General features: G+C 34.9%; 19 protein-coding genes. 12 read left to right on the forward strand and 7 right to left on the reverse strand.

What is annotated here, in order from left to right; all coding sequences use genetic code 11:
- Window positions 1-18: 18 nt before the first annotated feature.
- Window positions 19-1,014: a KpsF/GutQ family sugar-phosphate isomerase gene (locus tag BXY64_RS02645; protein ID WP_211334393.1), complete on the reverse strand. Its 996-nt coding sequence runs from the start codon at window positions 1,012-1,014 to the stop codon at window positions 19-21.
- A 235-nt stretch (window positions 1,015-1,249) separates the two neighbouring features.
- Between BXY64_RS02645 and recQ the strand changes: the two genes are divergently transcribed.
- Window positions 1,250-3,427 (forward strand): DNA helicase RecQ, encoded by a 2,178-nt coding sequence (gene recQ / locus BXY64_RS02650; protein ID WP_120238419.1) that lies wholly within the window; start codon window positions 1,250-1,252, stop codon window positions 3,425-3,427.
- Between the two features lie 49 nt (window positions 3,428-3,476).
- Here recQ and BXY64_RS02655 read toward each other — a convergent pair whose 3' ends face one another.
- Together BXY64_RS02655 and BXY64_RS02660 are read right to left on the reverse strand one after the other, a co-directional pair.
- Window positions 3,477-4,655 carry a hypothetical protein gene (locus BXY64_RS02655; RefSeq protein ID WP_120238420.1) on the reverse strand — a complete coding sequence of 393 codons (1,179 nt, stop codon included), beginning with the start codon at window positions 4,653-4,655 and terminating at the stop codon, window positions 3,477-3,479.
- 1 nt (window position 4,656) lies between these two features.
- Window positions 4,657-5,676, reverse strand: a complete 1,020-nt coding sequence (locus tag BXY64_RS02660) for a lysylphosphatidylglycerol synthase transmembrane domain-containing protein (RefSeq protein ID WP_120239735.1) — start codon at window positions 5,674-5,676, stop codon at window positions 4,657-4,659.
- A gap of 220 nt (window positions 5,677-5,896) precedes the next feature.
- On the opposite strand from BXY64_RS02660, the gene rsmA reads away from it, so the two are divergent.
- The 8 genes from rsmA (at window position 5,897) to rodA (ending at window position 15,660) form a co-directional block, all read left to right on the forward strand.
- Window positions 5,897-6,688, forward strand: coding sequence for a 16S rRNA (adenine(1518)-N(6)/adenine(1519)-N(6))-dimethyltransferase RsmA (gene rsmA, locus BXY64_RS02665; RefSeq protein WP_120238421.1), 792 nt, complete (start codon window positions 5,897-5,899; stop codon window positions 6,686-6,688).
- 24 nt (window positions 6,689-6,712) lie between these two features.
- Window positions 6,713-8,071, forward strand: coding sequence for a magnesium transporter (mgtE, locus tag BXY64_RS02670; RefSeq protein WP_211334394.1), 1,359 nt, complete (start codon window positions 6,713-6,715; stop codon window positions 8,069-8,071).
- Window positions 8,072-8,338: 267 nt separating this feature from the next.
- Window positions 8,339-9,871, forward strand: a complete 1,533-nt coding sequence (purH, locus tag BXY64_RS02675) for a bifunctional phosphoribosylaminoimidazolecarboxamide formyltransferase/IMP cyclohydrolase (RefSeq protein ID WP_120238422.1) — start codon at window positions 8,339-8,341, stop codon at window positions 9,869-9,871.
- Between the two features lie 80 nt (window positions 9,872-9,951).
- Window positions 9,952-10,974 carry a rod shape-determining protein gene (locus BXY64_RS02680; RefSeq protein ID WP_110361167.1) on the forward strand — a complete coding sequence of 341 codons (1,023 nt, stop codon included), beginning with the start codon at window positions 9,952-9,954 and terminating at the stop codon, window positions 10,972-10,974.
- A 43-nt stretch (window positions 10,975-11,017) separates the two neighbouring features.
- Entirely contained in the window at window positions 11,018-11,845 is an 828-nt protein-coding gene (gene mreC, locus BXY64_RS02685) for a rod shape-determining protein MreC (RefSeq protein ID WP_120238423.1), read from the forward strand.
- Window positions 11,842-12,345, forward strand: coding sequence for a rod shape-determining protein MreD (locus BXY64_RS02690; protein ID WP_120238424.1), 504 nt, complete (start codon window positions 11,842-11,844; stop codon window positions 12,343-12,345). Before mreC ends, BXY64_RS02690 begins: the two co-directional genes overlap by 4 nt.
- 16 nt (window positions 12,346-12,361) lie before the next feature.
- Window positions 12,362-14,203 carry a penicillin-binding protein 2 gene (gene mrdA, locus BXY64_RS02695; RefSeq protein WP_120238425.1) on the forward strand — a complete coding sequence of 614 codons (1,842 nt, stop codon included), beginning with the start codon at window positions 12,362-12,364 and terminating at the stop codon, window positions 14,201-14,203.
- Between the two features lie 32 nt (window positions 14,204-14,235).
- Window positions 14,236-15,660, forward strand: coding sequence for a rod shape-determining protein RodA (rodA, locus tag BXY64_RS02700; protein ID WP_120238426.1), 1,425 nt, complete (start codon window positions 14,236-14,238; stop codon window positions 15,658-15,660).
- On the opposite strand, the gene BXY64_RS02705 is transcribed toward rodA, so the two are convergent.
- Window positions 15,614-16,237, reverse strand: a complete 624-nt coding sequence (locus BXY64_RS02705) for an acyl carrier protein phosphodiesterase (RefSeq protein ID WP_120238427.1) — start codon at window positions 16,235-16,237, stop codon at window positions 15,614-15,616. The two genes, rodA and BXY64_RS02705, sit on opposite strands and share 47 nt — an antisense overlap.
- 239 nt (window positions 16,238-16,476) lie before the next feature.
- Between BXY64_RS02705 and BXY64_RS02710 the strand changes: the two genes are divergently transcribed.
- Complete coding sequence (locus BXY64_RS02710) at window positions 16,477-17,832, forward strand: cyclic 2,3-diphosphoglycerate synthase (protein WP_120238428.1); 1,356 nt, start codon at window positions 16,477-16,479, stop codon at window positions 17,830-17,832.
- 215 nt (window positions 17,833-18,047) lie between these two features.
- Window positions 18,048-20,549, forward strand: coding sequence for a PAS domain S-box protein (locus BXY64_RS02715; protein ID WP_120238429.1), 2,502 nt, complete (start codon window positions 18,048-18,050; stop codon window positions 20,547-20,549).
- Here the strand turns inward: BXY64_RS02715 and BXY64_RS02720 are convergent, their stop codons facing one another.
- On the reverse strand, window positions 20,550-21,452 hold the full coding sequence (locus BXY64_RS02720) for a DMT family transporter (protein WP_120238430.1): 903 nt from the start codon (window positions 21,450-21,452) through the stop codon (window positions 20,550-20,552).
- 94 nt (window positions 21,453-21,546) lie between these two features.
- On the opposite strand from BXY64_RS02720, the gene BXY64_RS02725 reads away from it, so the two are divergent.
- Window positions 21,547-21,849, forward strand: a complete 303-nt coding sequence (locus BXY64_RS02725) for a hypothetical protein (protein ID WP_211334395.1) — start codon at window positions 21,547-21,549, stop codon at window positions 21,847-21,849.
- A 31-nt stretch (window positions 21,850-21,880) separates the two neighbouring features.
- Here the strand turns inward: BXY64_RS02725 and BXY64_RS02730 are convergent, their stop codons facing one another.
- Entirely contained in the window at window positions 21,881-23,221 is a 1,341-nt protein-coding gene (locus BXY64_RS02730; protein ID WP_120238431.1) for a glucose-6-phosphate isomerase, read from the reverse strand.
- Between the two features lie 143 nt (window positions 23,222-23,364).
- Complete coding sequence (locus BXY64_RS02735) at window positions 23,365-24,360, reverse strand: NAD(P)H-dependent glycerol-3-phosphate dehydrogenase (protein ID WP_120238432.1); 996 nt, start codon at window positions 24,358-24,360, stop codon at window positions 23,365-23,367.
- Window positions 24,361-24,461 lie beyond the last annotated feature (101 nt).

Here is a 24,461-nt window from a genome sequence, read left to right on the forward strand (position 1 = left end):
TTTTGCAAAGCTAAGATATTAAACAATTCCTTCTTTTAAAATATCGTGCAGGTGAACCATGCCAATATATTTTCCTTCATCAACAACAGCAAGACCTGTAATGTTATTTTTTTCCATGATTTGGAATGCATTAATGGCTAAGACATCAGAGCTGGTAATTTTTGGAGTTGGTGTCATAATATCTTTTGCTGTAAGTTGACTCACATCCTCATTTCTTTCCAACATTCTACGAAGGTCACCATCAGTAATAATTCCCAATAATTCATCTTGTTTGTTTACAACAGCTGTTGATCCCATTCGTTTTGAAGAAATTTCAAGAATAATTGGTCTAATTTTTTCATCGATGACAACTTTGGGTGGATTTTCTTTAGAAACTAAATCACTTACACGTAAATACAATTTTTTACCTAAAGCACCACCTGGATGATATTTAGCAAAATCACGATCGGTAAACTGACGACATTCAAGTAGAGCAACAGCTAATGCATCACCCATAACCAGTTGAGCTGTTGTTGAATTGGTAGGGGCTAGGTTGTTTGGGCATGCTTCTTTTTCAACTTTAGCTTTAAGTACATAATCAGAGTTTAATGCAAGAAAAGAATCAAGACCAGATACCATCGCAACTAAAGTATTTCCCATGTTTTTGATAAGTGGCACCAAAACTTTGATTTCTGGAGTATTTCCGCTTTTTGAAATACAGATGACGGTGTCACTTGGACGAATCATTCCTAAATCTCCATGAATTGCATCTGCAGCATGCATAAAAAGGGCAGGAGTTCCAGTGGAATTAAGGGTTGCGACAATTTTGTTTGCAATATTTGCACTTTTGCCAATACCCGTGATTACTACTCTTCCGTTGCTTTCTAGAATTAACTCTACGGTTTTAACAAAATCTCCATCAATGTAATTTTTTAATTGATAAATGGAATTTGCTTCCTCTTCGATTGTTTGGATTGCAATATTTTTAATATCCTCTGATGACTTCACAGTTTCTTGATTTTTTTGTTTGTACAAAGCTAAATAAACTCATTTGTTTTGATTTATCTTATACAGTTAAAATCTGTTAAAAGCTAAAATCGTTTTGAATTGTACAAGTGTTTATCTAAATTTAAAATACAAAAGTATCTAATTTTTGTAATTCGGGGATTGAAGATGGAGTAAAATTCATCTCATAAAAAATTTTTGGTCACTAATAAAATATTAATTTAGCGGGCCGCATAGCAAAATAGTAAGCATATCTAATTAAAGCATGGGAAAAAACTTTGAATTATCATCTAATTTAAAGAAGTATTTTGGATTTGAGCACTTCAAGGGGAATCAAGAGCCAGTTATTCAAAATATATTAGACGGTAAAGATACCTTCGTGTTGATGCCAACAGGAGGAGGAAAATCACTTTGTTATCAATTACCTTCATTAATGTTAGGAGGTACTGCAATCGTTATATCCCCACTTATTGCACTGATGAAAAATCAGGTGGATGCAATGAGGAATTTTGGTGAAGATGATGGAATTGCACATTTTTTGAACTCATCATTATCAAAATCAGCAACTTTAAAAGTTAAAGAGGATGTAATAGAAGGACGTACTAAATTGTTGTATGTCGCACCGGAATCGTTAACAAAGGAAAGCAATATTGAGTTTTTAAAACAGGTTAAGATTTCCTTTTACGCAGTGGATGAGGCTCATTGTATTTCAGAATGGGGGCATGATTTCCGGCCGGAATACAGAAAAATCAGACCGATAGTTCAGGAAATTGGGAATGCACCAATTATTGCACTAACTGCAACTGCTACACCTAAAGTTCAGCATGATATTCAAAAAAATCTTGGGATGTTGGATGCAACGGTCTTTAAATCTTCATTTAATAGACCAAATCTTTACTACGAGGTGTTACCTAAGGTAAATGCAACTAAGGAGATTATAAAGTTTATTAAAGGTAATACTGGTAAATCCGGAATTATATACTGCTTAAGTAGAAAGAAAGTTGAAGAGTTGGCAGAAACGCTGCAAGTAAATGGAATTAAAGCTGTGCCTTACCATGCAGGTATGGATTCTTCGACCAGATCAGGAAATCAGGATAAATTCTTGATGGAAGATGTAGATGTTGTAGTTGCTACTATTGCGTTTGGAATGGGTATTGATAAGCCTGATGTGCGTTTTGTAATTCACTACGATATTCCAAAAAGTTTGGAAGGTTATTATCAGGAAACTGGTAGGGCTGGTCGAGATGGTGGCGAGGGGCGTTGTTTGACTTTCTATAGCTACAAGGATATACAAAAACTTGAAAAGTTTATGCAGGGTAAGCCTGTTGCTGAGCAAGAAATTGGTAAGCAACTTTTAATGGAAACAGTTTCTTATGCAGAATCTGCTGTTTGTAGAAGAACAGTTCTGTTGCATTACTTTGGAGAAAAGCATACGGACGAAAGCTGTGGTAATTGTGACAATTGCTTACATCCGAAAAAGGAATTTCAAGGAGAAGAATATGTGGTTAAGGCTTTAAATCTTGTTAAAGATGTAAAGGAAAGATTTAAAGTGGATCATCTAGTAAATATTTTAATTGGGTCTCAAAATTCTGCAATAAAATCATATAAGCATGATCAACTTGCCTTGTATGGCGATGGTGATGATAAAGATCAGCATTTTTGGAATATGGTGTATCGCCGTGCATTAATCAATTCATTTATTGAAAAAGACATCGAGCAATATGGTGTAATTAAAATTCGCCCTGAAGGACATGCCTTTTTGGAGAAGCCATATCCGTTCATGTTAACTGATGATCATGATTTTGAGGGTGTAGATGCTGAAGCTCCAAAAAGTGGAGGAACGGCAGCAGTGGATGATGCTTTGTTGTCGATGTTAAAAGATCTTCGTAAAAAAGTCGCCAAGCAAAAAGATGTGCCTCCTTATGTGGTTTTTCAAGATCCTTCATTGGAAGAAATGGCAATTCATTATCCTACGGACATTGAAGAGTTATCCCATATTCAAGGTGTTGGAGCGGGTAAAGCCAAGAGATTTGGTAAAGAATTTGTTGCGCTGATTTCGAAGCATGTAGAGGAAAATGATATTGAAAGACCTCAAGATATGGTTGTTCGTTCGGTAGCTGATAAATCAAAATTTAAGGTTTATGTTATCCAGAGTATTGATAGAAAATTAGATTTAGAGGATATTGCCGAAGCAAAAGGAATGGAATATGAAGATTTGCTGAAAGAGATGGAGGCAATAGTATATTCTGGAACCAAACTAAATTTGGATTATTACGTTGACGAAGTTATTGATGAAGATAAGCAAGAAGAAATTTTGGATTATTTTTATGAAGCTGAAACAGATAATATAGAGGATGATCTTGATGAATTGGGTGAAGAAGATTATTCAGAGGAGGATATTCGTTTGATGCGAATTCTGTTTCATTCAGAAAATGGATTATAGAGATTTATATTTATATAAAAGAAAAGGCTGCAATTTGCAGCCTTTTCTTTTATTTTATAATTTCTGATCGTTTAAATTCTTTCTTCTCATCGAATAATTTACGATAAGTGTGATGAGTTTTGTATACTTCAGCGCCAATGTGTTTCATTAAATGGCTCATTCTAGGATTAAAATCACCAATCCAATTCATTTCTAAAGTTCGAAATGGGAATTTTTTATCCAAGCCCGATTTTGAGAATTCATAAATCATAGCTGCTTCGATACCTCTTTTTTGAAACTCGGGTATGACGCCGAAAATTAAGCCTATTGCATTTTTGTTTCTTTGGAAGTATTTATAGTAAAGAAATCTCAATTTTCCATAAAATGTAATTTTACCATTAATGTGTTGCAGGTATTCATTCAAATCCTGAATCATGATAAAAAATCCAATTGGCTGATCTTTGTAATAGGCAAACCACATGAGTTTTTCATGAATGATTGGCTTAAGATCATTAAAAAGTGTTTGGGTTTGATGTTCTGTAATGCCTTCGATTCCAGGAATTTCTTTTACCCAGGCTTCGTTATAAATATGCACAAAATCCTTAATAAAACGTTGAGTTTTTGATTTAGAAAAATGCTCAACTCTGTAATCAGGATTTTTACTGAGTCTATCAGCTTTCCATTTAATGATATCGCTTAAGCTATCAGGCGAGAAAATAGTTTTGTAGGTAAATTGTTTAAAGTAAACCTGAAATCCATACTCTTCAAAAAACTCTTTATAGTAGGATTTATGATATGGCATATTGTAAACAGGTCTGTGTTCTCCTTCAACCTGCAAGCCCCACCATTGATGTCTTTCTCCAAAATTTATTGGGCCATCCATGGCTTCGATATTTCTCTCTTGTAGCCAATTTTTACAATGATCGAAAAGAGCAAAAGCAGTTTTTTTATTTTCTATGCATTCGAAAAAGCCCATTCCACCAGTTGGCTGATTATTTAAATCTTTTGATTTGTGATCAATGAATGCAGCAACTCGTCCAATGGTTTCATTAGAGTCATTTGTCATGATCCAACGACAACATTCTCCATGTTGAAACATTTTATTTTCCTTGGGATCGAATGTGTTGTTGATTTCAAAATCGAGTGGTCTAACCCAATTCTTTTCGTTTCGATACAATCGAACAGGTAATTCTAGAAATTCTTTTTTTGTAATGTCATCATTTACCTCTATGATCGTATATGTTCCCATATTAGGCTTTTGCTTTGTTGTTGATTAATTCTTTACGGTTGGCAAAAGGTAGAGCTATTACTGATAATGCTCCTACTATAATTATCATGGCAGTTTGTGCTCCGTGAACCACCAAAGCAAAACTTCTCGACATGCTTTCAATGTTGTTAACACCCGGAAGATATACCAATAATGTACCAATTACCATGAAATGCCATGCTCCAATTCCACCTTGTACAGGTGCTACCATTCCAAAAGCACTCATCACGAAAACAGTTAGTCCTGCAAGTGCAGGTAGGTTGGAGGTGAAACCAAAACTAAAGAAACAAATGTAGGTCATTAGGTAATACATTACCCAAATGAATACAGTGTGTAGAATAAATGGCCATTTGTTTTCTATTTTTTTTATGGTTCTAAAACCATCCATAAAGTTTTGAAGTGTTTGGTCAATTTTTTTGAAAAACCCAGTATGTCTAAATTTCTTTCTTAGTAACCAAATTGCTAGGGTAATTGCAATTAATGTGTACAAGGTATAAGCAGAGGTAAATACATTCGACAGTTTTTCACTTACTTCAGGGTTATTAGCGAAAAAGTTGGCAATTACAGAAAATTGGGTAGATAAGGCAATTAATAAGAATACGATAAGCATGATGATATCAAGAACTCTTTCTAGTACAACAGTTCCTACCAATTGAGAAAATGAAATTTTCTCATACTTGCTAATGATTCCACATCTGGAAATTTCTCCCATTCTAGGTAAAGCTAGGTTGGCAAAATAGCCGACCATTACTGCCAGGAATGTATTTACAGTTCTAGGTTTTTTACCTAATGACTCAATTAATAGATTCCATCTTATGGTTCTGCTTATATGACTTAGTAAGCCAAAAAACAGAGAAAGAAGAATCCAGTAGTAATTTACATCGTTCTTTATGGTATGTATTAATTCTGATGCATTTTGATCTCTGTAAGTGATCCAAAATAGAGATGCACCTATTGAAAAGAAGATTAAAAATTTAAGAGTATTTGCGAGCTTTTTCTTCAATTTTGATATTTTTAATGTTAGAATTTTTACAGAAAAAACTAACAATGATTAATTTTTCGGCACGAATACCAACTTATTCGGTATTAAGTCCTAATTTTGCCGAGCATTAAATGTAAGCTACAAAAATAAGTAAATGTTTGAAATCTCCTTTGAAAAGCTGCCGTTTTTAACTTTAGTTAATTTAGAGGTGCATATTTAAAAGAGAATAAAAAGGATAGGTATGGGATACGTTAGGGCGAAGAAAAATCTAGGACAACACTTTTTAAAAGACCTCAATATTGCAAAAAAAATTGTGGCAGGTTTAAAGGCTGATAATGTTTCTAAGGTTTTGGAGATTGGCCCCGGAATGGGTGTTTTGACACAATACTTACTGCAAAACGAAGCATTTGAAACGCACGTAGTTGAGATTGATACCGAATCAGTAGCTTATTTAAAAGAGAATTATCCAAATCTATCTGATCGTATTATTGGAGAGGATTTTTTAAAGTATGATTTGTCAAAGATTTTTAATGAATCATTTGCTATAATTGGAAACTTCCCATACAATATATCATCGCAAATATTTTTTAAAATTCTTGAGCATCGTGATCAAATTCCGGAAGTTGTTGGAATGATTCAAAAAGAAGTTGCTGAACGTATGAGTGCTGTGCCAGGAAATAAAACTTACGGGATATTGAGTGTTTTAATGCAAGCGTTCTATGATATTGAGTACTTATTTACTGTAAGCGAAAAGGTATTTGATCCACCTCCAAAGGTAAAATCCGCTGTTATCAGAATGGCAAGAAATACAACGTCTAACTTGGAGTGCGATGAAAAATTATTCTTCCGAGTCGTGAAGACGGGGTTCAATCAACGCCGTAAAACTTTACGAAACTCCTTAAAATCGATATTGGGAGAATATAAACTTGAAGATGACTTGATGGCAAAAAGACCGGAACAGTTGAGCATTGAGCAGTTTGTGTACTTGACCAATAAAATTCAGGAGTTGCTAAATATGCAGTTAAGAGAATAAAAATTACAACTAAAATTTATTGTTATGCAATTTGAATTGACTCGCGAATATATCGATGAAATTAAAAGAGTAATCGAAGAAAAGAATGAAGCTGAGGCAATTGGTTTAATGGAAGAATTGCATCCAGCAGATATTGCCGAAATCTACGATGAATTAAGTATTGATGAGGCAACATTCCTATACCTATTACTTGACGGAGATACTGCCGCAGATGTATTGGCAGAATTAGAAGAGGACGATAGAGATCGTTTTGTGAAGACACTACCTGCAGAAGTAGTTGCTAAAAAGTTTATAGACAAGATGGACTCTGATGATGCTGCCGATGTTATTGGTGGTTTGTCTGATGAAAAACAAGAGGAGATTCTCTCCCATATTGAGGATATTGAGCAGGCAGGTGATATTGTTGACCTTCTGCATTACGATGAAGATACTGCCGGTGGTTTGATGGCAAAAGAGCTGGTCATTGTAAATGAAAACTGGACAGTTCTTACATGTTTAAGAGAATTAAGTCGTCAAGCCGAAGATATTGATGAAATATACTACGTATATGTTGTTGATGATGATGGAATTTTAAAGGGAACATTGTCCTTAAAAAAGATGATTCTGAGTCCAACTTCGGCCAAAATTATCAATATATACCAACCTGATGCCATGTCAGTTCACACTGATGAGGAAGATGAAGAGGTTGCACATATAATGGAAAAATACGATTTGGTTGCCATTCCTGTAGTTGATAGCATTGGACGATTGATGGGACGTATTACCATTGATGATGTTGTGGATGTAATTCGTGATGAAGCTGAGAAAGATTACCAAATGGCATCTGGTTTGGCTGAAGATGTTGAAGCTAGTGACTCGATTTGGCTACAGACAAGAGCACGTCTTCCTTGGCTAATTATTGGTTTGGTTGGTGGAATTTTTGCAGCCATGGTTATCCATAAGTACGAGGATGCTATTGGTCAGATTCCAGCTATGGCTATATTTATTCCTTTAATTACTGCAATGGCAGGTAATGTTGGGGTTCAGTCGTCAGCAATAATTGTGCAAGGTATTGCCAATAATTCACTTGGTTTCGAAAGTGTTTTTAGCCGAATTATGAGAGAATTGGGAGGGGCTGTTATTAATGGTTTAACCTGTTCTGCATTGTTGTTTATTTGTAATTATTTTTATTCTGGTGAGTTTACTCTGACAATTGCAGTTTCTGTTGCTTTGTTTTCCGTAATAATATTCGCTGCTATAGCAGGTACTTTAATTCCTTTAATGTTGAATAAAGCTAAAATTGACCCTGCACTGGCAACAGGTCCGTTTATTACTACCCTAAATGATATTGTAGGTATTTTCATTTATTTTGGGATTAGTGTTTATTTCTTTAATTTATTGTGATTTTTTGAGGCGAGACTTATTTTCACTAATACGTTCATTTGTTTTATTATAACCTGTCTTAATTTATTATGATGGAATAAAAAAGGCAAATAAAAACTCTTTTCTTAAAGTGGATTTTTTTAGGTTTTTCTTAACTTTGCATGAGGTTTTAGAGGGTCTTGTAAAATATTGTATATGAATGATTTGCAAAACTGCTCGGCCGAAATAGTTTTTCGCAAGGAAAATTAATTTATACCATTTTATAAAATACCTCCAAAAAAAAGAATTATGAAGAGAGCTCTTATCAGTGTTTTTGATAAAACAAATGTTGTTGAGTTTGCCAAGGAACTAACCGAAATGGGTTGGGAAATTATTTCAACAGGTGGCACATCTGCAAAGTTTAAAGCAGAGGGAATTCCTGTAATGGATGTGTCTGATTTGACTAAGTTTCCTGAGTGTTTTGATGGTCGTTTAAAAACCATTCATCCACATGTAGAGGGTGGTATTTTGGCAATTCGCGACAATGAAATTCACCAAAAACAAATGGTTGAGTTGGGGATTGATCCAATTGATATTGTAGTTTGTAACCTTTATCCGTTCAAGCAAACGGTTTTAAACCCTGATTCAAGTCATGAAGATATTGTTGAAAATATCGATATAGGTGGACCAACCATGTTAAGAGCTGCAGCTAAAAATTACAATTTTGTTTCAGTGATTACCGATCCGGAAGATTATTCAAAAGTAATTGAAGAATTAAAGGAGTCAGGAGAAACTAGCAAGGAGACAAAAGAATATTTAGCAGCTAAGGTTTTTGAACACACAGCACATTACGATGCTTTGATTTCTGGTTATTTCAATAAAAAATTGAATGTGAAATCACCAAAAATTTTAACCTTAACATACGAAAAGAAACAAGATCTTCGTTACGGAGAAAACCCGCATCAAAATGCAGCCTTCTATACTCAGATTCAGGAAACAGAAGGAACATTAACTGCGGCAAATAAAATTCACGGTAAGGAATTATCGTATAATAATATTGGAGACACCGATGGCGCTTTGGAAACATTAAAAGAGTTCGAAGAGCCAACCATTGTTGCTGCCAAGCATGCTAATCCATGTGGAATTGGTAGTGCTGAGACCCTTGCTGAAGCGTTCCAGAAAGCTTACGATGCCGATCCGGTTTCTATTTTTGGTGGAATTGTTGCAGCAAACCGCGAAATTGACAAGGCTACAGCTGAAATCATGAGTGGAATTTTCTTGGAAGTAATTGTTGCTCCTTCGTTTAGTGATGAGGCTCTTGAAGTGCTAACCAAGAAGAAAAATTTGAGACTTTTGGAATTGCCAGAAATCCTTAAATCGGATTATACTGCTATGAAAGGCAGAACCGTATTGGGTGGGCTGTTAATTCAGGATCAGGATCAGAAATTGATTGGAGAAGAATTAAAAGTAGTTACCAAAAGACAGCCATCTGAAAAAGAGATGGAAGACTTGATGTTTGCATGGAAAACAGTTAAACATGCAAAATCGAATGGTATCGCCTTAGCAAAAGACAAAACCACTACTGGTGTTGGACCAGGACAGGTTAGTCGCATTTGGGCATTGGAAAATGCAATTCGTCAAGGAGCAGAAAGAATTCAGGGAAGCGTAATGGCTTCTGATGCCTTTTTTCCATTTTCGGATTGTGTTGAAGCAGCTCATAAAGCAGGAGTTACTGCAATTATTCAGCCAGGTGGATCGATAAGGGATGAAGATTCAATTAAAGCAGCTGACGAATTCGGTATTGCTATGGTGTTTACTGGAATGAGACATTTTAAACACTAAGATAATTGCGATTTTGGATGCAGAAATAATTTTTGCATCCAAATGCAACTAAAATAAGATAACAGAGATATAGCTACCATATGGGATTATTTTCATTTTTAACTCAGGAGATTGCTATTGATTTGGGGACCGCTAACACGATCATTATCTGCAATGATAAAATTGTTGTTGACGAACCTTCGATTGTAGCTCTCGATCGCCGCACCGAAAAAATGGTTGCGATTGGTGAGAAAGCTCGCCAGATGCAAGGAAAAACACACGAAGATCTGAAAACCATTCGTCCATTAAGGGATGGTGTTATTGCTGACTTTAATGCGGCAGAGCAGATGATTCGAGGGATGATCAAAATGATAAACAAAAAACCTCGATTGTTTCCTCCTTCGTTAAGAATTGTAGTTTGTATTCCATCTGGTAGTACTGAGGTGGAGATGCGTGCGGTACGTGATTCATCGGAACATGCCGGAGGTAGGGATGTTTATATGATTTATGAGCCAATGGCGGCAGCTATAGGTATTGGAATTGATGTTGAAGCTCCAGAAGGAAACATGGTCGTGGATATAGGTGGTGGTACAACAGAAATTGCGGTTATTTCTCTGGGAGGTATCGTTACCAACAAATCAATTCGTATTGCAGGTGATGATTTGACTGTAGATATTCAAGAATACATGCGTCATCAACACAATATTAAAATTGGAGAAAGAACTGCTGAAGAAATTAAGATTCATGTAGGTTCTGCTTTGTCAGAGCTCGAAGATCCACCAGCGGATTTCCGTGTTCAAGGTCCAAACCAGATGACAGCATTGCCAATTGAAGTGCCAGTTTCATATCAAGAGATTGCTCACTGCTTAGAGAAATCAATCTCAAAAATTGAAATTGCAATTTTAAGTGCTTTGGAGCAAACACCACCAGAATTATATGCTGATATTGTAAATAGAGGTATCTATTTAGCAGGAGGTGGAGCTTTGTTGCGTGGTTTAGATAAGAGATTAACCGATAAGATTAATATTCCATTTCACATAGCAGAAGATCCATTGAGAGCTGTTGCGCGTGGAACTGGAATTGCCCTTAAAAATGTTGATAAATTTTCGTTCCTGAGAAGATAATCAGGAGCGAAATCATATTTTATACTCAGGAATTGATTTTCGAATGAAGAATCTGTTGCACTTTATCGTACGATTTCATTTTACGATTTTATTTATTGTATTCGAAATATTTTGCTTGCTGTTGTTAGTCAATTATAACAACTATCAAAAATCAGAATTCCTGAATTCAAGTAATGCCATTAGCGGAGGAATCTATCAAAAAGTATCCTCCGTTACTGACTACGTTTCTTTAGCCAAAACCAATGAGGAGTTGAATCGTGAAAATGTCAGGTTAAGAAATCTTTTACATTCATCTTATAAATTAACGACCGATTCTTCTTTCGTTTTTTTAGATACAATTTACAAGCAGCAGTACATTTATCGCACGGCAAAAATTATTAACAACTCTGTTAATAAACAATTGAATTACATTACCCTTAATAAAGGGAGAATTCACGGAATTGAGCGTGAAATGGCGGTTGTAACCGATAATGGTGTAGTTGGTGTTGTAAAAAGTGTTTCTGATAACTTTGCTTCGGTTATTTCTGTATTGAATGATCGATTGAGGATTTCGGCAAAGTTGAAAGGGAATAATTATCATGGATCATTAATTTGGGATGGTGTTGATTATCGAAAGGCCATGCTTAAGGATATTCCATTTCATGTAAAAATTGCCAAAGGTGATACCATTGTAACAAGTGGCTATTCAGCTATTTTTCCTGAAGGACTTCAGTTAGGAGTGGTTGATGAAGTTATGACCTCTTCAGGTAGTAATTTTCAGAATATCAAAATTTTACTTTCGAATGATTTTAAAAGTTTGTCATACGTGAAAGTGGTGGGTGATTTAATGAAAGAGGAGCGATTAAAATTAGAGGAGGAAGCAACGGAATGAACATCATCTTAAAAAATACCATCCGATTTGTTGTTCTTGTATTAATTCAAGTTGCAATTTTAAACAACATACAGGTAAGTGGATTTGTGAATCCTTACATGTATATTCTATTTATCTTGTTGTTGCCATTCGAAATACCCAATTGGTTGCTGTTGTTACTTTCTTTTATTCTGGGGCTAAGCATTGATGTTTTCAGTGGTACAGTAGGGATGCATGCTTCAGCCTGTGTTTTTATGGCTTATGTTCGACCTTATGTATTGAATTATTTATCGCTTCGTGATGGTTATGAAGTAGGGACTTATCCGGGAATAGCGCATTTTGGTTTTGTATGGTTCTTTAAATATGCATTAACCTTAATTGTGGCTCATCATAGTTTCTTGTTTGTTGTTGAGGCATTTTCATTCGCCAATTTTAGTGAAACCATTATGCGTATAATTTTTAGTACATTTTTCACGTTAACCTTAATAATTACCTCGCAATTTTTGATGTTTAAAAAATAGATCAATCTTATAGCAAATGAATAATTTCTCGAATAGAATATATGTAATAGGAGGAATCTTTGTTTTGGTTGTTCTGATTTTTATGATCAAACTTTTTAATCTGCAAATTGTAGATGATTCCTATAAGTTATCAGCAGAAAATAATTCTCAACGTCAGGTAACCCAATATCCTGCTCGAGGATTAATTTATGATAGAAAAGGGGAGCTTCTTGTTTATAATCAGGCGGTTTATGATGTGATGATTATTCCTAGACAAGTGAAACGTTTCGATACACTTGATTTTTGTAAGCTTCTTGGGATAGAAAAATTAGATGCTATTAAAAAGCTTGAAAAGGCTAAGAATTACTCCTACAGAAGAGCATCTGTTTTTTTAAAGCAACTTTCCTCAGAGCAGTATGCTGTATTGCAGGAGAAGCTTTATAAATTTCCAGGGTTCTTTGTTCAGCCACGTACATTGCGTAAGTATCCTCGACAAAGTGCGGCACATGCACTGGGATATCTTAATGAAGTAAATAATAAGGAAATAAAAGCAGATTCTTACTACAGTCAAGGAGACTATATAGGTAAAAGTGGAATAGAATTGACCTACGAGAAGGACTTGCGTGGAGAGAAAGGTAAAAAGATCTATTGGGTTGATGTTTACAATAGAATAAAAGGCTCATATCGAGATGGGAAATTTGATAAGCAACCTATCTCAGGTAATGATTTGATATCTACTTTGGATATTGATTTGCAGGAGTATGGTGAACTTCTAATGCAGAACAAAAAAGGTGGCATAGTTGCACTGGAGCCATCAACAGGAGAAATCTTGGCTAAAATATCTAGTCCAGGTTATGATCCTGAGATGTTGGTTGGTAGAGTTATGAGTAAAAATTACAGAGCATTGGTGCAAAATGATAGTTTAAAACCTTTGTTTGATAGAACATTGATGGCTCAATATCCACCAGGATCAATTTTTAAAATGGTGAATGCTTTAATTGGGTTACAAGAAAAGGTAATAAATCCATTTACCCGATTTGAATGTCATAGTGGTTATCATGTTGGATCATTTACAATGGGATGTCATGCTCATGTTTCTCCTTTGGATTTACGAAGTTCAATAATGCATTCATGCAATGCTTATTATGCAAATACTTTCCGTTATATTGTAGAATCTCCAAAGTTTGGTTCAGTAAATAATGGTTACGATGTTTGGAGAAATCATGTAATGTCTTTTGGATTAGGAGAGCGTTTGGGAACAGATTTACCCAATGAATTGAGAGGTGGAATACCAACTTTAAAATATTATCTAAAGAAGTATAGGAGAAAAAATTTACGTGCACTTAATATGATTTCCATTTCAATTGGGCAAGGAGAGTTGTTGATTACTCCTTTACAGATGGCAAATATGTGCGCTGCAATTGCCAATCGAGGCCATTATTATACTCCTCATATTATAAAATCAATCGGAAAAGAGAAGGGTGTTGATGAAAAATTTACTGTCAAACATGAAACAAGTATTGATTCTTCTTATTTCTCTTCTGTAATTGACGGCATGGAGATGGTTGTGACGGGAGGAGCTGGTAGTACAGGAGGTTTAGCTGCAGTACCCGGTATTCGTGTATGTGGTAAAACAGGAACTGTTCAAAATGCTCATGTTAAAGATCATTCAGTATTTGTAGCTTTTGCACCACGTGAAAATCCAAAAATTGCGATTTTGGTTTATGTTGAAAATGGGGTGTGGGGTTCACGATATGGAGCTCCAATTGCAGGTTTAATGATTGAAAAATACATACGAGGTGAGATTTCTGATAGTAAAAGGTGGATAGAAAAAAGAATGATTGAAGCTGATTTAATTAACCAGTCAGAAGAAAAGTAGAAATTAATAATAGAAAAATCACAAAAACAGATATGACCAGAAGAGTAAGCTTGATTAAGAATTTAGATTGGTGGACAATTTTATTGTATGCTTTGCTTGTTTTTTTGGGATGGATTAATATTTACGCAGCTGTATTTAACGAGGAACATCAAAGTATTTTTGATATAAGTCAAAGGTATGGGAAGCAATTGATGTGGATTGGTGCCGCTGCTGTATTGGCAATTGTGATTCTTATTGTGGAGAGTAAATTTTATTCTGCTTTTGCTTACCCCACCTATATTTTTATGCTGATACTTCTCGTTGCTGTTTTGGTGCTCGGACGAGATATTAAGGGAGCAAAATCATGGTTCGAATTGGGCCCAATTCGTTTTCAACCAGCCGAGTTTGCAAAGTTTGCCACTTGTTTGGCTATCTCCAGATACGTCACGCAGTATAATTTTAAAATTCACAAGATAAAATCGCTCTTTATTTCCGGATTGATTTTGTTTACACCAATGGCATTAATTGTACTGCAAGGTGATGCTGGATCTGCATTGGTTTATTCCGTTTTCTTGCTGGTTTTGTATAGAGAGGGATTATCAGGGATTGTATTGTTTTTAGCATTTATAGCAGCCTTATTATTTGTATTTACCTTGTTATGGCCCAAATTCACGGTACTTTTAATATTAGTTTGCACGAGCCTTATAGTTTCAAAAGCTTATGGTTTAAAATGGTCAGCTTTTGTAAAGGCAATAATGATGTTAGCATCTGGTTTTGCTTTGGTGTGGTTAGTTGCAAAAGGATTGAAGATAGATGTTTCCAATTATCTTATTTTAATAATTTCTTTAGGATTAAGTGCTGTCCCTTTTTTGGTACATACCTATAAAAACAAGCTGAAAAATGTTGCATGGGCTATATTCATTGTTTTTGGAAGCATCTTCTATACTTTTTCGGTGGGATATATCTTTGAAAATATCTTAGAGGTACACCAGCGTACCAGGATTAATGAACTTTTAGGTATTGAATCAGATCCTTATGGAGCAGGTTACAATGTAGCACAATCCAAGATTGCAATTGGTTCTGGAGGTTTTGCTGGTAAAGGGTTTTTAAATGGAACGCAAACTAAATTCAAGTTCGTTCCTGAACAAAGTACCGATTTTATATTTTGTACCGTTGGCGAAGAATGGGGGTTTTTAGGTTCAAGCTTTGTTTTGATTTTATTGCTTACGCTTATTTTACGCCTATTATTTTTAGCTGAACGTCAGCGATCGGCATTTAGTCGTGTTTACGGATATGGTGTAGCCTGTATTTTATTTTTTCACTTGGCCATTAACGTAGGAATGACCATTGGTTTAGCGCCAGTAATTGGTATTCCTTTGCCATTTTTTAGCTATGGAGGTTCATCTCTATGGTCTTTTACCATTCTGCTGTTTATTTTCCTTCGTTTGGATGCCAACCGTTTGGAGTTACTACGTTAATATTGTGTTCGTATCGTACATATTTCAATATGTCTTCCATAAATAGTTTGAATTTATTTTCAAAATCTGCATAGTTTTCTTCCAATGACTTAATCGCATAAGTTGAATTATCAGGTAAACTGGTTCTTTTGGCCATGATATCAAGAGCTGTTTGCAAGCCATCCATATATGCATAGCTTTCTAATCTTCTACTCTGAATTAAGAAAGGCAGAAACATTTTTACTTTTTTAGGTAGCAAAAGGTAGTTTTTTACCAATGTTTCGTGGGAGCTTGTCACAAAATCTTTAATGGGTAATAAGTGATAATTTTGCCAGTGCTTGGCTAGAAAATGATCAAAAATTAAATCAACAACAACGCCAGAATATCTGCCATAACCGTCCTTTAACTTTTTCGAGCTATTAAGTACCAAGGGATGTTTGTCTGTGAAATGATCAATATTTCGGTGTAAAATGATTCCCCTTTGGATATCGGGATGATACTTTTCGTACTTTTTTCCCTTGACATAGTCCCCAATAAAGTTACCAACTCTCACCTTCTCCGAATCACCAGATAAATACAAATGCGCTAAAAAATTCATGAAACAAAAATACAAAAAGCAATTTAGATGAATAAATAGCTCGTGTTATGATTATTTAAGTAAATGGTTAACCATAGAAGTTACGTTTAATTTGCGCCAATGTCAAGTTTTTATGCCGTGTTAAGCAACACGCAGTAAATTAGCGATTAAAATTCGATAAAATTAGCATAATTCCTTTAAAGTGATAATTTTATAAACTCATAAACTAAATGTGAAATTTAAATAAAGAAGGAGAGATTATGGCTAAAAAAAATGTCATTATTGTTGGTGCTGCGGGTCGTGATTTTCACAACTTCAACACCTATTTCAGAGACAATTCAGAGTGCAATGTTGTTGCTTTTACAGCAGCTCAAATTCCAGACATTGATGGTAGAAAATACCCTGCGGAGTTGGCGGGTTCTTTGTATCCAGATGGAATTCCTATTTATGCAGAAGAAGATCTGCCTAAATTAATTAAGGAACATTGTATTGATGACTGCGTTTTCTCTTATTCGGATGTATCGTATAAGACTGTGATGAACGTAAGTGCAATTGTTAATGCAGCAGGATCGAACTTTAAATTATTAGGTCCTGGAGATACAATGATTAAAAGTCATAAGCCGGTTATTGCGGTTGTTGCAACTCGTACAGGTTGCGGTAAATCTCAAACATCACGTAAAGTTATTGAAGAGTTAATGGCAAAAGGATTAAAAGTAATTGCCATTCGTCACCCAATGCCTTATGGCGATTTAGTAGCTCAAAAGGTACAACGTTTTGCAACAGTAGAAGACTTGAAAAAACACAAGTGTACTGTTGAGGAAATGGAAGAATATGAGCCACATGTTACAAGAGGGAATGTAATTTATGCAGGTGTAGATTATGAAGCAATTGTACGCGCTGCCGAAGAAGATCCTGATGGATGTGATGTAATTCTTTGGGATGGTGGAAACAATGATTTCGCATTCTACAAGCCAGATATGACAATTACAGTTGCCGACCCTCATCGTCCAGGAGCTGAATTAAGTTATTACCCTGGTGAGGTGAACTTAAGAATGGCTGATGTTGTTGTTATTAATAAAATGGATTCTGCTGCACCTGAAGGAATTCAGAAAGTTCGAGAAAGTATTGCTTATGCAAATCCTAAAGCGCAGGTTGTTGATGGAGCATCTCCTATAAGTGTTGATGATCCTGAAATGATACGTGGAAAACGTGTCTTAATTGTAGAAGATGGACCAACTTTAACTCATGGAGAAATGAAGATTGGAGCAGGTACAATTGCGGCACGTAAGTTTGGTGCAGCTGAGGAAATTGATGCTCGCCCATATCTTGTAGGTAAACTAAAAGAGACTTACGAAATCTATCCTGAAATTGGCAATATTTTACCAGCAATGGGATATTCTGATCAGCAGTTAAAGGACCTTGAAGCTACGATTAATGCCAGTGATTGTGATACTGTTATTATTGGTACTCCAATAGATTTGAATAGAATTATTAATATCAAGAAACCAAACACCCGTGTTTACTATGATTTAGAAGAAATTGGTTATCCAAAAATGTCACATATTATTAACCAGTTTGTAAAAGATCATAATTTGATTGAAGAAACTGTTGAGTGATTATATAATTGATTAAAGGTGATGATGGAGGAGCAGATTGTATCTGTTCCTCTTGTTATATATTAGAGGTTGACTTATATCATTAATACAATATGTTATAAAATAGTTTTGTTAATGATAACCTTTTTAAAGGAATAGTAGTATAAAAGCTATTGCTGCCCTAAAGTAAAAGCAATAAAAACTATTACTAAAAACTACTATTTGAAATCTTACGTATGAACGACTCTATTCTTCTTGGACTCGTACAAAATGCAGCTATATTATTAAGCTTTAGTATTTTTTGCGAGTATGTATGGGTGAATGAAACTAAATTTAAGCCCCTATATCGTCAACTGATTTTTGGTGGTTTTATTGGGGTAATCGGTATCATTCTAATGATGACATCATGGAAGGGATCTTCAGGAATTGTATTTGATACAAGATCCATTATTCTTTCAATATCTGGATTATTTTTTGGTGTGATACCAACAGCTATAGCAGTGCTTATTACTGGCATGTATAGGTTCTTTATGGGAGGAGATGGTATAACAATGGGGATAGCTGTAATAATTAGTTCGGGAACGATAGGGGTTATATGGAGAGAACTATTGACACGAGTAGGTAATCAACTAAAATGGGTAGAACTATTGCTAATGGGCTTGGTTGTGCATATTGCAATGTTGTTTTGTACTTTGCTTCTTCCTTCCGAAAAAATTTATTCAACGCTTTCATATCTTATTCTGCCTCTTTTAACAATTTATCCAGTTGTAAATATGTTATTGGGCTTATTTATTCAGCGTCAAATGCAAAATGTGAAGAATAGAACTATCTTATCTTCAACCGAAGAAAAATATTCAAGACTATATGGGAGTATGTCTGATGCTTATCTTGTAATGGATATAGAATATAATATACTTGAATGTAACAAAGCTTTACAAGATGTATTGGGGTATTCGGAAAAAGATTTATTGGCGACAAATTTTAAAAATATTACTCCTAAAAAGTGGATTCAAATCGATGAAATAATAATCAAGAACGAAGTTTTAATAAACGGGAGTTCTCAAGTGTATGAGAAGGAGTGTATAAAGAAAGATGGATCCGTAGTGTCTGTTGAATTAAGAGTTCATCTAATGAAAGACGAACAGGAGGAGGCTGTTGGTTATTGGGCAATTTTAAGGGATATTAGTTCAAGAAAGAATGTTTTACAACAAATAGATAATGAAAGGGCCAGGTTGGAAACAATTTTGGAAACGGTTCCAGAAATGATTTGGTTGAAGAGTACAAAAGGAAATTATCTGGCTTGTAATAATAATTTTGCCGAATTTCTTGGAGTCAAGAAAGATGAATTAATCGGTAAATCTGATTTTATAATTTATAATAACAATGAGTTAGCAGATTTTTATTCTAAGAAAGATTTGGAAGTAATTCAATCTGCGAATACTATTCGATTTGTAAATTGGGCCAAATCGGTTAATGCAGATAATGAAATCCTTACTGAGACAATAAAGACTCCGATGTACGATTCTAATGGAAATATCACGGGAGTTTTGGGTGTTTCAAGAGATATATCTGAAATTAAAAAGACCGAAGAAGAACTTAGAAAAGCCAAAGAGCAAGCGGAGGAATCTGATAAGTTGAAATCGATATTCTTAGCCAATATGAGTCATGAAATTCGTACTCCTATGAATGCTATTATGGGGTTTTCGGAACTTTTGATTGATTCGGAAATTGAAGAAGTAGAGCGCATGCAATATGTTAATATCATTCAACAGTCAGGTAATCGATTGGTGCAGATTATTGATGATATTGTTGATCTTTCCAAATTAGAAATGAGTCAAATTACGCTCAAAAATTCTGATTTTTATTTATTCTCATTGATGAAGGAAAGTATAGAGATTCATAAGAATCGTGGCCTTATTAAAAGTAAGCCCAATTTGGAATTGGCAATCAAATCAAGCCTTGAGCTCGAAGGTCTGGAATTGCATTCTGATAGCACAAGGATTCAGCAGGTTTTGGACAATTTGATTGAAAATTCAATTAAGTTTTCTGATTCTGGAAGAGTCGAACTAGGTTGTAATGTAATAGAATCAAATAATCAAGTATTTGTTGAGATATATGTAAAGGATGATGGTATTGGTATTCCAGAGGATAGACATGAAGTAATATTTGAAAGATTTAGACAAGGGGATGAGGAGCACTTTATTGATGGGACAGGTTTAGGCCTTAGTATCTGTAAAGGCTTGGTAGAACTACTTGGAGGAACAATCCGATTTGAATCAGAGGTAGGAGTAGGAAGTACTTTTTATTTTACTATTCCGGTTGATAAATCGAAACTTCCAAATAGAAATGATGATTTGAATAATGCTAAAGAGAGGATGGAATCCAAAAAAGTACTGGTTGCTGAGAATGACTACAATTCGTTTTTGTATGTAAAGAAATTGTTTGATGATCAGGATGTAGAGGTTATATTTGCTGAAAATAGTACTGAAATGCTTGATAAACTGAGACAATTATCTCCCGATTTATTAATTATGGATTTAGATATTCCAGGCAGAGATAGTTTAATATGTTTGGATGAAATTAAAAAATCAGAAATAGAAACAAAGATTATTGCCCAGAGTACGTATGTTTTTAAAGAGCAAGAGGAAAAATGTATGAGCGCAGGTTGTGATGGATATCTTACAAAACCTTTTACTAAGGAAGAGCTGTTTGCGCAAGTAAGAAAGGTGTTGGTATAATTATTTCTTTTTAGAAATGATATCGGCCATGGTAATGGTTAAAATTCCCAGGATGGTTAAGCAACCACCTATCAGCTGATTCAAATTGGGAAGTATTCCCATTAAAAGAAAGGCACCGGCAACAATAAAAATACTTCTCGATGTGCCAATTAAAGTTGTTATGGATGCATCTACATATTTTAGAGAAGCAAATGTTAGAAGTATTCCTAAGAAAGGACCAAAAAATGAGCCTGTTGTGATGTAGAAAACAGACTGAAGACTGTACGTTGGTAATTCTTGTTTTGCAATTAGGTAGCTTGCGAATCCAACAAACAGAAATAAGTTTCGGCAAACAGTTATGATTGTAGTTGGAATATTTTTGATTTCTGATCTGGCAAGCACAAGACTTACGCCATAGAATAGGGCAAATACCAAGGCACTAATACTAGCAGGAGTTAGTAAAGTTTGCCATTCGAAATCTAACTTATTGGTGTTCATTAAAAAAACACCGGATAATGTAATAATTACACCAAGAATAGAAGTAAATCCATATCTGATTTGATAGAATAAAAAACCAATAAGAATTACAAATATTGGACTGGTGTTGGCAAGAAAAGATACAATAGCAGGATTTTCGGTAAGATTTATCGATAGAAAAAATGCTGTTATTGAGATGAACTCTGATAGGCCAATTAGGAGAAGAATTCTTTTTGATTTTTTCGTTAAACTACTTAGGCTTTGTCCTTGCGTGAAAAATCGGTTGTAAAGCAGATTGTAAATCAAAGCTAAACCAAACCAAAGTATTCCAAAAGAAGTCAAATCAACATCTTTCATGGCCATTTTACTAAACAAATAAACATTTGAAAAGCTAATGGTTGCAACTAGTGCAAGAGCGATACCTTTGATTTTTGATTTGTAATTCATTGTGTGTTGAATAAGGGCAACAAATGTATCTAAAATTTGATGATTTATTTAACTAGCTTGCACTTTGCCAATAATTATTGATATATTCGTTTGTATGGAACTAAATTTGATATTGGCAGCAATGGCAACTTATGTACTGAATTTGCCATTTGGCTATGTTCGCCAGGGATTTAAAAAGTTTTCGGTGATGTGGTTTATTGCCATTCATGCTCCAATTCCCTTTGTTGTTTTGTTTCGTCATTTGTTTGGATTAGGGTTTGAGTTGTATACCTATCCAATAATGGTGAGTGCATTTTTTCTGGGACAGTTTACTGGTAAAAAGGCCAGAATTTATTTAGACAATAGGAGGGTAATAGAAGATGTGGAAATTTACGATACAAAAAAAGACCGGAACTAATCCGGTCTTTTTAATATCATCAAGTTAGATTTTATAATCTTTCTTTGATTTTTGCAGATTCTTCTTCGAAACCTGGTTTCTCAAGCAATGCAAACATATTGCTCTTGTATGCTTCCACACCTGGTTGATCGAACGGATTTACATCCAAGATGTATCCACTAACACCACAAGCAATTTCGAAAAAGTAAAGCAACTCACCCAAATAGAATTCATTTAGTTGAGGCATTTCAATTTTAAGGTTAGGAACACCACCATCAACATGTGCCAATTGAGTTCCCAACTCAGCCATTTTATTTACTTCATCAACACGTTTTCCGGCAAGATAATTTAACTTGTCCAAGTTGTCTTTATCTTCAGGAATATATACAGTGTGATTAGGCTTGGCAACAGAAATAACAGTTTCGAAAATATTTCTCTGTCCTTCCTGAATATACTGTCCCATTGAGTGAAGATCACTTGTAAAATCAACACTTGCAGGGAAAATACCTTTGTTTTCTTTTCCTTCACTTTCACCGTAAAGTTGTTTCCACCATTCTGCCACATTGTGAAGTTTAGGATTGTAATTGGCAAGAATTTCTATGCCTTTTCCTTTTTGGTATAAAGCATTTCTTGTAGCAGCATAAAGCAATGCCGGGTTTTCTTCGAATGCTGCTGCAACCGAATAATCTTGCATTGATTTTGCTCCGTTTACCAAGGCTTTAATATCGTGACCAGCAACTGCAATTGGCAACAATCCAACAGGAGTTAACACAGAGTAACGCCCACCTACATTGTCAGGAATTACAAAAGTTTTATAACCTTCCTGATCGGCAAGAGTTCTTAAAGCACCTTTAGATTCATCGGTAATGGCAACAATTCTTTCACGAGCTTCTTCTTTACCAACTTGCTCTTCCAACATTTCTTTCAACAAACGGAAAGCGATAGCAGGTTCAGTTGTAGTTCCTGATTTTGAAATTACACAAATACCAAATTCGATGCTTTTCAAAATATCAGTTAATTCGTATAAGTAATCTTCACTAATGTTCTGACCAGCGTATAGTACCAAAGGATTTTCGTCGCCAGAATTAAGATGATCAAAACTGTGAGCAAGTGCATCATTAACAGCTTTTGCACCAAGATATGAACCACCAATGCCCACAACTACCAATACTTCAACTTTATCTTTCAATGATTTTGCAGTAGCTTCAATGTCATTTAATTCTGCTTCAGTAATTCTTGAAGGCAAATCAACCCAGCCAACAAAATCATTTCCTTTTCCGGTTCCTTCGTGAAGGGAAATAAGGTGTTTCTTACTGCTTTCTTCAAACTTAAAAATCTCTTCCTTACTAACAAAGTTAAGAGATTTGTCAATACTCAATTTAATGTGTTCCATTGTGTAGAAATTAAGCCTTACATTTTACCTCTATCTGAACCGATACCCCTCCAAATAGTTTGATAGATGTAGAATGTAAAAGTTGTATTTAAAAAGTTAATTCTTACGTATATCTGCTGCAAAAATACAGCTAAAATTCAAGTCTAACGTAAATCCTCTGTTAATAATTTTACTTCTATAGTAGGAGAAATACGTTCATATAAAATATTGTAAACAGCCATGGTAATTGGCATATTTACATTGTAGTGATCATTGATTTCTTTGATACATTTTACTGCATAATAGCCTTCTGCAATCATGTGCATTTCAAGTTGTGCCGATTTTACTGTATATCCTTTGCCGATCATGGTACCAAAGGTACGGTTACGACTAAACTGTGAATAACATGTTACCAATAAATCGCCTAGATATGCAGAACTCTTGATGTCGCGAGAAATTGGGTGCACTGTATCAACAAAACGTTTAATTTCTTGAATTGCATTCGAAATAAGAACTGCCTGAAAGTTATCGCCGTAACGAAGACCATGACAGATTCCTGCTGCAATTGCAAATACATTTTTTAGTACAGCCGCATACTCAGTACCATAAATATCATCCGAAATGGTAGTTTTGATATAAGGACATTCCAAGTTAAGCGCTAAAGATCTGGCTTTTCTAGTATCCTGGCAAGCGATGGTTAGATACGAAAGGCGTTCCATAGCTACCTCTTCGGCGTGACAAGGCCCTGAGATAACACCAATGCTATCTAATGGTACGTTGTAATGTTCATTAAAGAATGTACCAATAATCATATTTTCATCAGGAACAATACCTTTAATCGCCGAAACAATAATCTTATCTTCTAAACTAACCGTTAATCTTTTTAAAGCATCTTTTAAGAATGCCGACGGAACTGCAAATATGATCACATCCGAATTTAGAACTGTTTCATCCAGATTGTTGTAGAACTCAATGTGATTGAGGTCGAATTCAACTCCGGTAAGATATCTTGGGTTGTGACTAAGTTGTTTAAATTGATTGATGGTATCAAGGTTTCGCATGTACCAGTTAAGCTTCAGGTCGTTTTCGCGAAGTATTTTTGCGATTGCTGTAGCCCAACTACCACCTCCAATAATGGCAATTCTCGACGATTCGTTCATATATTATTGCTAAGTCTTTTTAAAATAGAGAGTTGTTTTTGTAAGTAACAGATCTCTAATTTAATAAATATCGGAGGAAGGGAAAAATTCCCAACCTCCGA

Origin of the sequence: Marinifilum flexuosum, assembly GCF_003610555.1 — a bacterium.
Taxonomy (GTDB): domain Bacteria; phylum Bacteroidota; class Bacteroidia; order Bacteroidales; family Marinifilaceae; genus Marinifilum; species Marinifilum flexuosum.